The organism is Vibrio sp. 14G-20 (assembly GCF_026241515.1).
Lineage (GTDB): Bacteria > Pseudomonadota > Gammaproteobacteria > Enterobacterales > Vibrionaceae > Vibrio.
In genome coordinates this window covers 157,873-172,180 of record NZ_JAPHPW010000002.1, presented here as the reverse complement: position 1 = coordinate 172,180, position 14,308 = coordinate 157,873, and the positions used below count along the sequence as shown (strand labels likewise).

Annotated in this window: 10 protein-coding genes; 3 read left to right on the top strand and 7 right to left on the bottom strand. The window is 42.5% G+C overall.

What is annotated here, in order from left to right; translation table 11 throughout:
- Positions 1-312 precede the first annotated feature (312 nt).
- From OQJ75_RS02335 to OQJ75_RS02325, 3 genes are all read left to right on the top strand, one after another.
- Positions 313-1,566, top strand: coding sequence for an outer membrane protein transport protein (locus OQJ75_RS02335; RefSeq protein ID WP_265970722.1), 1,254 nt, complete (start codon positions 313-315; stop codon positions 1,564-1,566).
- An 18-nt stretch (positions 1,567-1,584) separates the two neighbouring features.
- Positions 1,585-4,116 carry a VolA/Pla-1 family phospholipase gene (locus tag OQJ75_RS02330; RefSeq protein ID WP_265970723.1) on the top strand — a complete coding sequence of 844 codons (2,532 nt, stop codon included), beginning with the start codon at positions 1,585-1,587 and terminating at the stop codon, positions 4,114-4,116.
- 264 nt (positions 4,117-4,380) lie between these two features.
- A complete protein-coding gene (locus OQJ75_RS02325) occupies positions 4,381-4,938 on the top strand; it encodes a PhnA domain-containing protein (RefSeq protein ID WP_017074335.1) in 558 nt (185 codons plus the stop codon).
- A gap of 86 nt (positions 4,939-5,024) precedes the next feature.
- Here the strand turns inward: OQJ75_RS02325 and OQJ75_RS02320 are convergent, their stop codons facing one another.
- The 7 genes from OQJ75_RS02320 to aspT all read right to left on the bottom strand — a co-directional run bounded on the left by OQJ75_RS02320 (position 5,025) and on the right by aspT (position 13,862).
- Complete coding sequence (locus OQJ75_RS02320) at positions 5,025-6,176, bottom strand: BamA/TamA family outer membrane protein (protein ID WP_265970724.1); 1,152 nt, start codon at positions 6,174-6,176, stop codon at positions 5,025-5,027.
- Positions 6,177-6,434: 258 nt separating this feature from the next.
- On the bottom strand, positions 6,435-7,340 hold the full coding sequence (locus tag OQJ75_RS02315; RefSeq protein WP_265970725.1) for a LysR family transcriptional regulator: 906 nt from the start codon (positions 7,338-7,340) through the stop codon (positions 6,435-6,437).
- 155 nt (positions 7,341-7,495) lie between these two features.
- The gene (locus tag OQJ75_RS02310; RefSeq protein WP_265970726.1) at positions 7,496-7,921 is read right to left on the bottom strand and encodes a hypothetical protein; all 426 of its coding nucleotides are present in this window, start codon (positions 7,919-7,921) and stop codon (positions 7,496-7,498) included.
- 16 nt (positions 7,922-7,937) lie between these two features.
- Positions 7,938-9,110, bottom strand: coding sequence for a patatin-like phospholipase family protein (locus tag OQJ75_RS02305; protein WP_265970813.1), 1,173 nt, complete (start codon positions 9,108-9,110; stop codon positions 7,938-7,940).
- A gap of 225 nt (positions 9,111-9,335) precedes the next feature.
- Positions 9,336-10,193, bottom strand: a complete 858-nt coding sequence (gene pdxY, locus OQJ75_RS02300) for a pyridoxal kinase PdxY (protein WP_265970727.1) — start codon at positions 10,191-10,193, stop codon at positions 9,336-9,338.
- Between the two features lie 201 nt (positions 10,194-10,394).
- Positions 10,395-11,993, bottom strand: coding sequence for a bifunctional aspartate transaminase/aspartate 4-decarboxylase (locus OQJ75_RS02295; RefSeq protein WP_265970728.1), 1,599 nt, complete (start codon positions 11,991-11,993; stop codon positions 10,395-10,397).
- Positions 11,994-12,146: 153 nt separating this feature from the next.
- Positions 12,147-13,862, bottom strand: a complete 1,716-nt coding sequence (aspT, locus tag OQJ75_RS02290; RefSeq protein WP_265970729.1) for an aspartate-alanine antiporter — start codon at positions 13,860-13,862, stop codon at positions 12,147-12,149.
- Between the last annotated feature and the right edge of the window lie 446 nt (positions 13,863-14,308).

Below are 14,308 nucleotides of genomic sequence, written 5' to 3'. Positions count from 1 at the left end.
CCGATTTAGCGATCGGCGGTAAACATAAACAAAGTTGTTACATATTGAGCAATTGAACACTATTTGCACCAATAGCTGACATAAACATTCTGGTCACACCTCCAACCACGAACAAGCCATTGATTGTAATTATATTATTAGTGTTAAAGTGCCGCCCCTCAAAAATATAACCTCACAAAATAACAACTCTTTCTTTGACTTTATATAAAACATGAATTTAACATGCTGTTTACATTGGAGCTTCAACACCAACAATGCTCAGTGTGTTTTCAAACGATAATAATGAAATTCGATGCCCTAGGAGGGTCAAGGATGAAAACAATACAACGCTCTCTCGTTTCACTTTCAGTACTATTTGCATGTAACTCACTTGCGGCTGGCTTCCAAGTTGCTGAGCATTCTGCTTCAGGTCTTGGTCGTGCCTTTTCAGGTGAAGGTGCAGTAGCTGATAACGCGAGTGTACTAGCGAGAAACCCCGCCGCAATGACCCTATTTGATACAGCCCAATTTTCAGGCGCGGTTTCTATCGTTGATCCAGAGGTTAACGTCACTCAAACCAAAATTAATGATAGCGATTTCAATCAGAAGTCTTCTGACGTAGCCCCTTTGCAAATAGTCCCAGCCGCTTACTACATCAGTCCGATCAATGAAAAGTGGGCATGGGGGATTGGCATGTTCACTACATATGGCGTTGCTACTGATTATCCCGACGATATTTATGCAGGTGATTTAGCTGGTGACACATCACTAATTTCAGTCAACTTAAATCCAAATATCGCGTACAGAGTTAACGATAGTTTTAGTGTTGGAGCTGGCGTGAACTTTGTTTATGCAGAAGCCGAACTCAACAGACACAAAGGCAGCCTCCCTGTTGGTGGTTCACCAAGCGACAAATTGATCTCGATGACTGGTGAGACTTTTGCTTTTGGTTGGAATGTGGGCGCGTTGTATGAACTGAACGAATACAACCGATTTGGATTTGGCTACCGATCATCCGTCGAGCTCGATTTTGATGACGGTGAGTTCACAGACTACACAGGTTTAAAAATGGAAAACGACGCTCCTGGCAAAACCACAGGACGTCTAGAAATTGAACTGCCCGATATCTTCGAATTATCAGCTTTTCATCAACTTAACGATGCTTGGGCAATACACTATGGTTGGCAGTTAACTAAGTGGAGTAAGTTCAAAGAGTTAAAAGCCACTAGTTCAGATTGTAAAAACAATGAATGTTTCTTAAAAACCGAACATTACGAAGACAATCAGAGATGGTCTGTAGGTGCAACTTACATGGTTAATGAAAATTGGACGGTACGAGCGGGTCTAGCGTATGACGAGCAAGCTGGTGAAGCGACATTAAGCATTCCAGACAGTGATCGTATGTGGTATTCAGCAGGTATCACCTACTCTATTTCAGAGAATATGACTGTCGATGCAGCATTTGCATTGGTACAAAGTGAAAGCGGTTCGTTTACCGAAACCGATGCTGCCGACGACAAGTTAACATTTGATGCTCAAGGCGCTGCTTACCTTTCAGCGATACAAATTAACTATACCTTCAACTAACCGTACGGGAATAATTACATGAACAACAAATTTTCTTTATCTCTCGTATGCTCGGCATTACTGCTGGCAGGCTGTGGGGACAATACTGAAAGCTCTGGTTCTATCTATTCAAATGCAATTGAACAGTCATTAGCACGCAGTTCTTCAGTTAGCTTTACACTTCTTGGCAACGAAGCAGATATCCCTCTTCCTTCATTTTTCCTATTCGATACAAACGACCATACGTTGAATATTCCGTTGGACGCTAACTCAACGGGTTTGCTAAATGATCCAGCAGTTGCGATGGGAGAAGCTGATGGTTGGAGTACTATCATGCCATTTACTATTAATGTGAATCTGCCAAGTGATAGGACACTTAAGAATGATGTTGTAATGAACGGGACGACACCATTTAGCGCGCACCTAAATGCCGGTGTAAAAGTTGCTAAAGTGGATGTTGACCTGAGCACCGGTGTCATGTCTAACTTTACTGCGCTAACTGCTGGAGTTGACTACTTAGTGGCATCTAGCGACTTTAAGACCATACAAGTTTTACCTCTTAAAGGTTTAGATCCTAGCTCTGACTACATCTATGCATTAACTGACTCAATTATTGATAGTGCAGATGAACCACTTGGAACATCAAGCTCCTACGCGTCTTTAAAAACGACAGATATAGACCAAGCAGGCTCGCTCGATTTACCACAAAAAATCATCCATCAAGTTGAAGCGTTATTCGCTGGCTATGGTTCTGTATCAAGCTCAGATGAAATCATCTACTCATCTTGGTTTACTACGGCGTCAGCAGGTAACGTAATGCAAAATACTAAAAACGCGTTAGCACTAGGGTATGAATCAACCCAATCTCAGATTTGGCAAGGCAGCGCCAACCCGAACAATATTGATGCAGATATGCTCAATAGCCTTTACGAGATAGAAATTGATACTGCGAGCCAAATTCCAAATACCATGGCATTTGATACCGCACTAAGTGTTGATCCATACGCAAAAGCGGTACTGGGAACAAGTGGCATTAATGCCCTCACCACCAATTATGCTGATTTAAAGTTAACGGGCAGCGAAATCACGGTCTACCGTGCTAAAGTTAAATTGCCGTATTTCCTATCTAATGACACAGCGAACAGTGGTTGGAAAACTCAGCCTTGGCGCAGTAGCATGCCGAGTGTCCTCAAGATCCTCAAAGTTCTAACGTCTGGTTCGGACGCAGACAAAGGTGAAATAGCAAGGCAACTATTTGTACTGGGTATCACTGACCCAGTCACTCAACTACTCGATCCAAACTACCAAAAGAACCTAGTTGGTACGGAGCTGACCTTAGCGGACGGCTCTCAACTGGACCCAGAACGAATCTTAACCAAATACAGTGCCGTTCCACAGATTCGCTCTGTAGAAAGCGTTGATGTCATTATGTTTATCCCTTCTGGTGGCCCTGTAGGTAACAGCCTTCCAGTACTTCAATACCAGCATGGTATTACTAGTTTAAAAGAGACCAGTTACGCTTTCGCGTTGCAGCATATTGCGGGCGCAATCCAAACCGGCCAACAACCTTATGCCATTGTTGCGATTGATCAACCACTGCATGGCCAGCGAGGTCTTGGACAAAATGGAGAAGTCGTGACTACGCCAAACACACCGACTGTGTACATGAACCTTGAGTACTTACCGGTTGCCCGTGACAATATTAGACAAAGTGCGATTGATGGCATTGGTTTGAGACTTGCTCTCAATAACGGTACTGGTGCACCATTTAGCTCTTTAGATACGAGTAACGTCTCTTTGATGGGACATTCTATTGGTGGCATCACCGGCATTAGCTCTTCAGCGGTAGCCAACACCAAGATTGATACGACATTCGGCATTACGGTTGATGACGAACTTGCTTATAAAGCGACAACGCTTGCGAATCCAGGCGGTGGTATCGGTCCATTCTTACTGGAATCTGGCTCATTTTCCGGAACAATAAAGCATACGGTAATAGGTGCTCAAGTCACCGCCTATCAAGACTATTATGCCGTCAATTGTTATAACAAAACGCCGGCAGTTGACGATGGTGATTGCTTTGATGATTTCTATACAACGCTCAGCGGCTCAAACGCAAGTGATGAACAAAAGCAAACAAAAGCCGTGGTTGATGCAACGCTCACGTCATTCACTTATGCGGCGCAAACCGTGTTAGATAATGTTGACCCGATTAACATTGCGACACTTATGTCTGGCCCAGTACTTGGCATACAAGCAGAAGGTGATGAGACAATACCTAATACGACTCAACTGCCTACAGCTGGCACACAAGCTCTGTTTAGCAAACTTGAGTTAAAGAACAGTGTTAATAATTCTACAGGCCAATTATTGGCGTCTTACTTTGCTCGAACTTCATTTGCTGAGCATAGTACCGTGATTGCACCACAAAAATCTCACCTACCTGCAGAAGACGACAGTGCCGCGCATGAAGAAATGGTGTCACAAATTGTGCAATTCAATCTCACCCAAGGTAATGCCACGGGTAGCTTAGCCGTTAACCCTGCACTGCTTGATGCAACGATTGATTAGCAACAAGCAACTAATAGTTAAAAGGCAAGTAGTCCAGATCATTAAGCCAAGTTATAACTTATTCATGCCAGCCTAACCGCTGGCATTTTTGTTTTTGTGACTAGCTAACCTTCCCTAGTTAACCGTTTGCATAAAACTTTAAAACACAAATGGTTGATCTCGGCTAAAATTAATCAAGACAGAATACCGTACGACCTCTTTCTTTATTGTAAATAAAGTGGATAATAGCCCCGTAATTTAATACCTAATAAATGTGAGTCCATTATGTCTTCTGAAGCTACGATGCTAGAACGCTGCCAATCTAAATGTGAACTATGTGGTTCTGATTCTTCTCTTACTGCATACGCAGTGCCGCCACACAGCCACGTAACAGTGGATCACGGCATCATGGTATGTGACAAATGTCTTGGTGAGATTGACGATCCTAAAGATATCAACCACTGGCGTTGTCTAAATGACAGCATGTGGAGCCAAGAAGCGCCAGTACAAGTTACTGCATGGCGTCAACTGACTCGCCTAAACGCCGAAGGTTGGGCTCAAGACCTGCTAGACATGATGTATCTTGAAGAAGAAACGTCTGTTTGGGCACAGATCGGCATGTCTGATGACGACAAACCTCTTGATGTAAACGGCGTTGAGCTTAAAAAAGGTGACGACGTAACAGTGATCAAAGATCTGCCAATCAAAGGTACTAACCAAGTGATTAAGCAAGGTACTGTTATCCGTGGTATCAGCGTTGGTGACGATCCTAAGCTTGTTTCTGGTAAAACAAACGGCGGTCAATCAATGTACGTAATCGCTGAGTTCTGCCGTAAGAAGTAATCTTAGTGTAAGAAAGTGTGATAAGAAATTGAAAAGGCGCTGAATAGCGCCTTTTTTCTTGGGAAAATTTCAACTCATGAGTTGTTCTAGAAACCACTGCCTACATTAAAGTAGATAGCTCGCTCTTCATGGCTCTGCGCGTAATCCATTCCAAGATGCAAACCATAACGTCTTGCAATTTGGTATCGGAAACCAACACCTCCAGCATTGATGGTGCTATCGTAACTTACGATATTATCTTGCTTTGCAGTACCAGAACCGTAGAACCCAGACACCTTCCAACGATGATTAATACTATAGGTGAGCTGCCCCTGTATCGTTTCAATTTCATCACCTTGGTAGCGGTAAGAAGACACTCCACGCAACGACACATATGGTTTCGCTGTTGGGGATACAAAGCGATCTTGTTGGTCGAAGTTTTGATAATTCGCGGCTAACCCTAGCATCCATTTCTGAGTGATTGGGATATAGGCTTCACCATCTATGTTCAAATTGCGGTAATTGTAATCACTGCCAATCGCATCGTCGTACACCATGTAGTCTGCAGACAATTTGTAACCTTTGGTTGGATAAAATAGATTATCTCTTGTGTCATATTCAGCTTCCAACCCTAGGCCAGAAGTCACCGATTCATTACCCAAAATTCGGTCTAAAACCGTATTATCAAATTCAATCTCAGACTTAGCTAGTAACTGTTTTATCCCCAACATCCAAGGCGACTGTCCGATCCTAAATTGTACCTTTTGTGAAAGAACGGCCACTGAAGTTGATGTGCCTATTCTAAGATCACGGTCTATCGGTCCCCAGTTAATTGATGTGTACAAATCCAAATTAGCAACACCAAAACCGCCACCTCCCGTGTAACGAATTGAATCATTCATCCATGAACGTCTGTGCCCCCCAAATACAAACCATGTTTCGTTCTCTGTCCCTACCGCGCCAACCACTGACATGGCAGAAGGAACAAGCTGCGCACCACCATCAATAGCAGATAGCGCTGCCTGCTTTCGTTGTCGCTTTTCTTCATCTGTCTCGTGTAAAAACAAGCCAGCTACACCGCCACCGTAACCCACCGCAGGTTCGGTAATCAAAATCGGAATAGGCAAAAAGCCATGGGCATTTTCTGCAAGGTGATGCCCCATATCAAATTGACCATCAACAGGATCATAAAACGATGCTAAAGAAGAAGTTGTAAACAGAGAGTAGGAAAGAAGAACAAAGCCGCCGCAGCGAGTCATAAGATTGGCCTCATAAAAAAGGCCGGGTAATGAAACCCGGCCGAAAGTTTGCTTCCTTGCAATAAACATTAAAAATAATAACATTTTGCTACAAAGATCGTTCTTTGGCAGCGCAAGCATAATAGCTAGCTCTTAATATTTCCCCTACTCTCATATGGAGGATCTCGCCCTACAAAATCAAATCATTCTAATGATGACAGATACGAAAAAGGCTCATATAAATGAGCCTCTATAAAAAATAACTGTGTGATTGGTTTATTAATCTCGCTTTAGCAATCGCTCTACGTTTTCTTTGATAACTGATAATACTGATGACTTAACTTCGCTAATTTGTTTAGAATGAGGGCACCACAGTGCAAAGCCAAATTTAAATCCTTGTTCCATTTCAGACGATTGTATAGGTTCGATGTCGTAATGCGAAAATTCAGAATGAGCGAACGTTTTTGGTAGAAGCGCCCACCCTAGACCAGCTTCAACCATTTTGATAACCAGCGCTAATTGGTCAACTTCTTCATTGTCAGAACTAACGGTTATTTTTTCGGACATTCCTTCTTCAATGAAGGATCTTAAGACAAACTGCTTCGCATTTCTTAGCGCTAAAAGTACATCTTCTTTTGCTAAAGTAGAAAACTCGCCATTTTTTTGGACGAAAGGAAAAAATTCTATATGGCCTAAAAAGGTGGCATCAAAACTGTGTATTCCACGACTGTCATGCACGTTGACCAGTCCAAAATGATACTCACCACTCTGAAGGCCTTGTTTAATGTCTTTTTTATTTCTTACTAGAAAATTCACTCGCATCATAGGGAAATCACGACGCAACTTCTTTCGAATATCCACAAGGATTTGATGAGGAATCACACTTGAATAAGCAAAAGTAATGTTTTCCAAACCGCCATAAGACAAGCTCAAGGCTACCTTGTCGAAAGTGCGTGCTTGTTCAATCGTTTGCTTAGCATAGTGATAAAGGTGATGGCCATCTTCTGTTGGCTTAACCGACCTTCCAACTCTTTCAAATAGGTTTACTGCGAGTTGGTCTTCAAGGTTTGTAATCACCTGCCCGATTGTCGTTCTGTGCTTGTTGAGCTTAACGGCAGCTTTACTGAAGGAAAGCTGATCATAAACGGTAACGAACGCGAGAAGTTGTTCAATGCTGAAATTCATTTTGTTGTGCTTACTTTTAGTCGTTATGTATTTAAATTATCACAAGTTGACGAAATATCTACTTTGTCAGAATAATAATGAAATAAATTCGTCTGGTTTAAACAGAAAAACCTACTTAAGTCAGTAGGTTCTATCATTAATGTGTAACGAATAACTTAAATGTATTCGATAACTCGAGCTAGGTAGTTAAAGTCGCCTGAATCACCGTGGTAATTGCGGTAAACATCGACACTGAAATATCTAGGTTGATCTGCTTGAATATGTTCAGCAATGCGCTGCTCAATCGACTCTAGAGTTTCACCCGTTTGCGAGTAAATGTATTTCTTGGTGGTCTTTTGAAGCTGGCGTTGCTTGGCTTCTTTATGTGTGACGTAATTGTTCACCTCAACCCACTGACCAATGTAATCAATCGCCACGTAATCTGAATTTTCTTTAACCATGATCAACGCCGCTTCTTGCTGAACGTCAGTCAGTTGTAGCATGTCGTTATCGACTTTTTGCTGATCCAGTGAGGTCACGTTTTGTGCCATTGCAGCGCTAGACGTTGCCATGATAAGTAGCGTTAATGCTGTTTTTTTCATCTTACTATATCCCTAATTAAGGTAATTCTGTTACCCAAGGTTTGCCCTGAGTTGCTTTGTGATAACCATATTCGTATATGGTTAATAGGTAATGTTCATCAAACATGTCTTTGGTTCGTTTGGCGTAACCAAAGTCGTGCTCGATGTAAGTAAATTGCATATCAATGTTGTTGATTTTGCTGATGTATTTCATTCGATATAAATCACCACGTGTTTGAGCAAGAGTCAGGCTTGATACGCTCTTTGCTACCAAATCGAGTCCCTTATCTCTCAACGAGTGATACGGGGCTTTTAGCGCGCCATTTCGAATAACATCAAGCTGTGGTGGTGTATCTAACCCAAGTGCATCTGAGATCTGTTGATAGTCGAAGTTGGAGGGATTGAAGAACACTTGAGTCGCTAAACCGCCATCGACGTGCAGTTCTTCAAAGATTTCACCTTCATGCTCTACATCGATGAACTGCGGTGGGAACACACCAGGAATAGACGCACTTGCGGCCAACACCTTATATATGAGTTCAGACTTATCTGGCATGTCGCTATTTGCTATTGCACCCACATTCCAAATGACAAGCTCACCAGAATCAAAATGAGTGCTACCAATAAACAGACGCTTACCGCTACGATGTTGTGCTGCGATTTGCTCAATCATCGGTTCTGGGAAAGCTTCAGCAATAAACTGATACAAGTTTTCGCCATCGGTAAACGCGTCTTTAAAGACGGTGTTCAAAAAATTCTTTTTACCGAGTACGGATTTGTCGTTTATGTTCAACATCACGTCCTTCATCTTCGAGAACGCATCTCCTCCGATGAACACAAACGGTGCTATTAAAGCGCCTGCGCTGATACCAGTTACTATCGAGTAATCTTTCAGCTGGCCTGATTCTTCAAGCCCTATCAAGATACCGGCACCAAAAGCTCCGTTGGCACCAGCTCCTGACAAGGCCAAAATGTTCAATTGGTCACCTGATACGGTAATCGGCGTGGTTTGATCGGCTGGGGAGTATAAGAAGTCTGGCGACTCACTCGCCCAAATACGCAATGGCTCAGCGACTGATGATGTATCTTCTACAGTGACTTCTTTGTAATTGTCTTTGTTTACGCGTACGTCTAGCGTGTGAGGTGAACTGCAAGCCACTACCAAGAATGACAAAGCAACGGTAAGACCCGAAGAGATTAGACGGTTCATATTTAGGCTCATTTAGTGTTCTCTAAAGTGATTCAGAGACTCTGTTTAATAAATAAGAAAACTAAAAAACAGAGAGGTTAATAAATAGGGATAAAGTGAAGTCCATCTCTTTATGGTCGTAATATAGCTAGTATCCGGCTTAACTCGTAATCTCGTTTGTAGGACGCTATCCATCGAATAGTCGCCCCCCTTACTTGACCTTAAGCACTGTTGGAGTTAATCGCTCTAGCCTATTTTGACCACGTTGAAATCGTGGGTAGGCTCTACAAATTCATACTGAGCATTAATGGTTTGTAACTCCCAAGTGCCATAGCTCTTAGTCAGCTCTAACACACCATAAACCGCGTTGTTTGCATGACGGAATGCAGCCACCGGAGACATTCTCTTCATTAATCCTGCTGTAAATAAACCTGAGATAAGGTCGCCAACACCAACTGGTTGTTTATCAAATTCGATATTCGGCCGTTGGGCTAAATAGCATGCTTTTTTCGTTGCGAGGATCATGCTGAACGCATCATCGGGTAACGAATGCAGATGTTTCACGAGCACCATCTTTGGCCCAAGTTCCAGAGCTTTTTTACAGGCTGTAACCGCATCATAAAGCGAGTGGATTTTGGTATCGGTCAACTCGCTCAGCTCAAATTGGTTTGGTACGATGACATCAGCTATGGGCAGCAAATGTTGGGCAATAGCCGCTTTAACGCCATCATCAACAATGCAACCTTTGTCTGGGTCGCCCATTACAGGGTCACAAATGTAGAGCGCGCTGTGGTTCTTTTCTTTGATGAGGTTAACCGCCTCGGCGACCGCTTTGCATTGGTCTGCACTTCCTTGATAACCCGAAAGGATCGCGCCACAGTCTTTCAATGCACTGATGTTGTCTAAGCCTCGAATTAAGCTTCGAATATCATCTGAACTAAATGTCTTTCCAGTCCAACCTTGCTCATATTGAGTGTGATTCGAGAACTGAACAGTATGAATTGGCCACACATCGAGTCCCATTCTTTGGATTGGAAAAACCACAGAGCTGTTGCCTGCATGCCCATAAACCACGTGAGATTGAATAGAAATAATACTTTTCATACGCCGCTCTTCTGATTTTGTCGGAATGAATTTCGCTTGGATTTGGCGACTAAATAAACACAACGATTGCATCCAATAGATAGCTACTTGAACACTGTGCTTATTTGGTCGGAATAGCCTCGACATCGCCGAGGCTTATTCTTAGTGATTTGAACATCGTTAGCTTAAAATCATGAATTCGATCCTAAGCCTGATTAGAACTTATGCGCCTTGGAACTCAGCGAAGTGCTCGTCCAACACCTTGCGAGTTGCGCGGCCAATCAGTTCGTACTCATGGTGAGTCAGGTTAGCTAGCGATACACGTACAGAAGCGTGCACTACATCGAAGCCTTTGCCTGGAAGCAAGATAACGCCAGTTTCATGTGCAAGTCGGAACAAGAAGTCTTTGCCCTTCTCGTTCGCTTTGAACCATTCAACGAAAGCTGGTCCGTACAATTTGCCGCCCAAAGTGTCGAGCTCAAGCAGTGTGTAGTAGTCCACACGATCTTTGTTTTCTTCAATTTCGACACCCATGTTTTTGTACAAAGTTTTGTAACGTTCGCGAATAATGCGTTTGCACGCTTCTTTGTAGTTTTGCTCTGAATCCATTAGGCAGTTCAATGAAAACAGTGCCATCTGAACTTGTTGTGGTAGTGAAAGACCTGCTGTGTGGTTTAGTGCAACACTGCGGCTGTCTGCAACAATACGGTCGATGAATTTAATACCGCGTGGTTCTGGGTCTAGCGTTTTGTATCGATCATCCAGTTCCAGTTGACGAGATTCTGGTAGGCTGCGCATTGCATCATCGAACACGTTGTTGTGCTGAATCGCAATTGAACCAAGGCGCCAGCCTGTCGCACCGAAGTACTTAGAGAATGAGTAAACACAAAGCGTGTTGTATGGAAGTTTGGCAAACAGAGAAACGAAATAGTCTGCGAATGTGCCGTACACATCATCGGTGATAATGAACAGATCACTACGTTGTGTGTTGACGAAGTCTGATAGGTTATTCAGAGTCTCATCAGAGAACTTCACTGATGCAGGGTTTGCTGGGTTTACCACACACAGCAGTTTAATGTCTTTGTCTTCAAGTTTTTCGATTTCAGACATAGGTAACTGCCATGTTGTCTCATCTAAACGAAGCTCTACAATCTCAAGTTCGTATTCTGAAAGCTCAGGGATTTCTAAGTAAGGTGTGAAGATTGGTGTGATCAACGCAACCTTATCGCCTTTCTTTAGTAGACCGTTGTGAAACATGGTTTGGAACGTGTACGTCATTGATGCCGTACCACCTTCCGTTGCAAACAGATCGAAATCTGTCGTCATTGGCATTGGGCCGTACATCTCTTCTGCAATGTATTGTTTTACAACGCTTTCGATATTCGTCAGCATGCGTGGCGGTACTGGGTAGTTACACGCTAAGTACGCATTCACAAGCTCATTTAAGAACACTTGCTTCTCGATACCTAAGCGGTCTTTTGCGTAGCTCAGCGCTTTTTCAATGAATTGAACACCCGGGTTCTGTTGATTGCTGTTTGCGTAAGAATCAAAACGCTCAACAATACCAACACCATCTGGAATGCCACCAAAGCTACCGTCTAAATATGAGTATGTACGCTCCGCTTCCATTACTGCGAATTCACCTAAACGAATAAATGCTTTACGTGGCAGTGTTGCTAGGAAGTTTGGGTTACCACGGCCTGCATCTAATAAAGCACGATCCGGCACTGTTTGCGCGACTTCAATTAATTTGTCTTTTAATTCAAACGGGCTTAAATCAGCGAATTTTGAAAAATCGATAGTTGTATTTTGTGTAGTCATAATATTTACCTAATAATTTAATATTAAACACTTGTAATTAAATAAAGTGCTTTACTTAATCGTGATTATTCAGGCCTACCCTATTTTTTGATTGGGTAGGTCTGTTAATAAGTTGATAATTGTTTTAAATCTATAATGAGTTCGCGGTTTTAATTACATACCCGCATTAACGGTAATAATTCCGACGATAATTGGTCCCCATAGCGTCAGTAACACGTTGGCTACTGCGTAAGTCACAGTGAAAGAGAATACTGGCGTTGCATTGCCTGTTTTTTCCATCAATGCTGCGAATGCTGGGTTTGCACTTCGACCACCAGTCACACAACCTAACGCCTCTACTGGGTTCTTGATCTTCAATACAAAGTACGAGAAGAAGAATGAAATAATCTGTGGAATGATAGTGACCGCCATACCCAAGAACAGAAGTGACATACCATGTTCTTTGATGGTGTCAACCGCTTGAGGGCCAGCTTCTAGGCCAACGATGCCAACAAACGCTGCTAAACCAAAGTCACGAATGAAGTTTGCTGCACCCGCTGGGAATTGAGCCACATGTGGGTTTCGGCTACGTAACCAGCCAACAAGTAAGCCAGAGATCAAACAACCTGCACCAGAACCAATCGTTACGGGAATACCTGCAATTTTGAAGCTGATTAAGCCGATAAGAAGGCCCAACACCATACCGAAACCCAGTACGATGAAGTCAGTCATAGTCGCAGAACCCATACGCTTACCGATGTATTTTTCAACTCGGTTGATGTCTTGAGCGGTACCCGTTAGCTGGATAACATCGTTCTTCTCAACAATAAGGTCTTCGGTAATAGCCAATGAAGTACCTTCACGCATGTAGTCTGTAACATACACACCACGGAACGAACGTTGATTTGAATTATCTTTGATCTCTCTTAGCGAACGACCAATCAGCTTGCGATTATCAGCGATAAGTTGACGATTTTCTTCAATAACTTCATAGCTTTCCGGTAATGCGACTTCATTACTTTGCGCCTTGCTCTGTAGCTCATGAACCGCATTTCTACGCCCGGTAACCACAACAAGGTCGCCCGCTTTAAGTGCTGTGAACTTATCTGCACTCAGCTCTTTTCCGTCGCGCTCAATAAGTTCGATACACGCAGCTAGTGATGATTGATTCAATTGCGCGAGTGTTTTTCCAACCAGTTTATCGTCGTGAGTTACTTTAAAAGCACGTGTCACTAGAGCAGTAACTGCGTTAAATTCGCCATCTGCTAAATCACGTTTACCGTTAGAGTTTTTCTCTTCTAGTGCGATAGCTTCAGATCGGATATCCCACTTCATCAACGTTGGGAATACCCAAGTCACCATCAATATTGGGCCTAAAGAACCAAAGATGTATGTTACCGCGTAACCAACTGCTACGTTTGTTTGCATCAGGTGTTTGGCTTCTTCAGATACGCCGCCTAAACGTGCAATCGCATCACCTGCAGTACCAATGATCGCAGATTGAGTTAAGCCACCAGCCGCTAGACCTGCAGCTGTACCTCTATCTAGGTCAAATAACCACGCAGCGGCAAGTACACACAATAAGCCTGAAACCGTCATCACAACCGCGGAGAGCAGAATGTTAATGGTTCTGAAGTTAAGGGCTTTAAAGAATTGTGCACCGCCTTGATAACCCACAGCATAAATAAAGAGCGCAAAGAAAATACTTTTTACGCCGGGATCAATCTGAACACCAAATTGCCCAATAATTACGCCCATTAATAATGTTCCGGCTACCCCGCCTAAAACAAATCGGCCGATAGTAATTTTACCAACCATATAACCTAATGAGAGTGTAATAAATAGTGCGACAAATGGTGCCATGTCAAACAGATTAGAAATAATGTCCATGACAAATTTACTCTTGTTACTAAATATAAGGAGTAAATAATCTAACGAATAACTTCATAATGATATTTGTTGGATTATTCAAAATAAATAAAGCATCTCGTTGCTTCGAACCGAATATTAAAAACAAAAGGTTTTATTATGTAATCCCATTTGATGGATCAAATCATCACTTTAACTGTTTGGAGAGTTATTTAAGTTCAATCTACATCTGAAGTCACTGTTTTTAATAGATTTATCTTAAACCAGCAAAAGTAGATAATTTTCAAATCAATTTCAATTAAGTGTTTTGACATCCAGAACAACAACCTACCTACACTTGTTTTACTGGCTTTCGGCACTAAACAAAGATGCAGTTGGCATAGTCACCGAATAAAGTCGGATTTTTGATGGATCCAATCCTCTATAAGCGATTATCACAATAAATCGAATTCCGTTATCGTTGCATT

What these genes read in the sequence shown, in the direction of transcription:
- OQJ75_RS02335 (WP_265970722.1), top strand. Translation starts at nt 313, where the DNA reads ATGAAAACAATACAACGCTCTCTCGTTTCACTTTCAGTACTATTTGCA.
- OQJ75_RS02330 (WP_265970723.1), top strand. Translation starts at nt 1,585, where the DNA reads ATGAACAACAAATTTTCTTTATCTCTCGTATGCTCGGCATTACTGCTG.
- OQJ75_RS02325 (WP_017074335.1), top strand. Translation starts at nt 4,381, where the DNA reads ATGTCTTCTGAAGCTACGATGCTAGAACGCTGCCAATCTAAATGTGAA.
- OQJ75_RS02320 (WP_265970724.1), bottom strand. Translation starts at nt 6,176, where the DNA reads ATGACTCGCTGCGGCGGCTTTGTTCTTCTTTCCTACTCTCTGTTTACA.
- OQJ75_RS02315 (WP_265970725.1), bottom strand. Translation starts at nt 7,340, where the DNA reads ATGAATTTCAGCATTGAACAACTTCTCGCGTTCGTTACCGTTTATGAT.
- OQJ75_RS02310 (WP_265970726.1), bottom strand. Translation starts at nt 7,921, where the DNA reads ATGAAAAAAACAGCATTAACGCTACTTATCATGGCAACGTCTAGCGCT.
- OQJ75_RS02305 (WP_265970813.1), bottom strand. Translation starts at nt 9,110, where the DNA reads ATGAACCGTCTAATCTCTTCGGGTCTTACCGTTGCTTTGTCATTCTTG.
- pdxY (WP_265970727.1), bottom strand. Translation starts at nt 10,193, where the DNA reads ATGAAAAGTATTATTTCTATTCAATCTCACGTGGTTTATGGGCATGCA.
- OQJ75_RS02295 (WP_265970728.1), bottom strand. Translation starts at nt 11,993, where the DNA reads ATGACTACACAAAATACAACTATCGATTTTTCAAAATTCGCTGATTTA.
- aspT (WP_265970729.1), bottom strand. Translation starts at nt 13,862, where the DNA reads ATGGACATTATTTCTAATCTGTTTGACATGGCACCATTTGTCGCACTA.